Raw genomic sequence first — 493 nt, 5'->3', positions numbered from 1 at the left:
GTCGACCTCATCGACACGGCGGACTCCTACGGTCCCGCCGTCTCCGAGCGCCTCATCGGCGAGGCGCTCGCGCCCTACCCGGACGACCTCGTAGTCGCCACGAAGGGCGGCCTGCTCCGCAACACCGACGGCGACTGGAAACCCAACGGCGACCCCGACTACCTCCGGAACGCCGTCCTCGGGAGCCTCGACCGCCTCCGCGTGGACACCATCGACCTCTATCAGCTCCACCGCCCGGACCCGCACGTCCCCTTCGAGGACTCGGTCCACGCGCTCGCGGAGATGAAAGACGAGGGGCTGATTCGACACGTCGGCCTCTCGAACGTCTCGGTCGAGCAGCTCGACGAGGCGCGCGACATCGTCGACATCGCCACGGTCCAGAACCGGTTCAACATCGGTGACCGCGAGTTCGAGGCGAGCCTCGACGCCTGCGAGAAGTACGGCGTCGGCTTCATCCCGTGGTACCCGCTCGGCGCGGGCGACCTCGGTGACC

The 493-nt window shown here is 68.8% G+C and carries 1 protein-coding gene; it reads left to right on the top strand.

The genetic code is table 11. The features are described from left to right. A partial coding sequence (locus DVK07_RS21320) for an aldo/keto reductase (protein WP_147441328.1) occupies positions 1–493 on the top strand: 493 nt, incomplete at both ends.

Source organism: Halorubrum sp. Atlit-26R (assembly GCF_003666015.1).
Classification (GTDB): domain Archaea; phylum Halobacteriota; class Halobacteria; order Halobacteriales; family Haloferacaceae; genus Halorubrum.
Note: the sequence above shows the minus strand (reverse complement) of the source record. Positions and strands in the feature narration are given on the sequence as shown.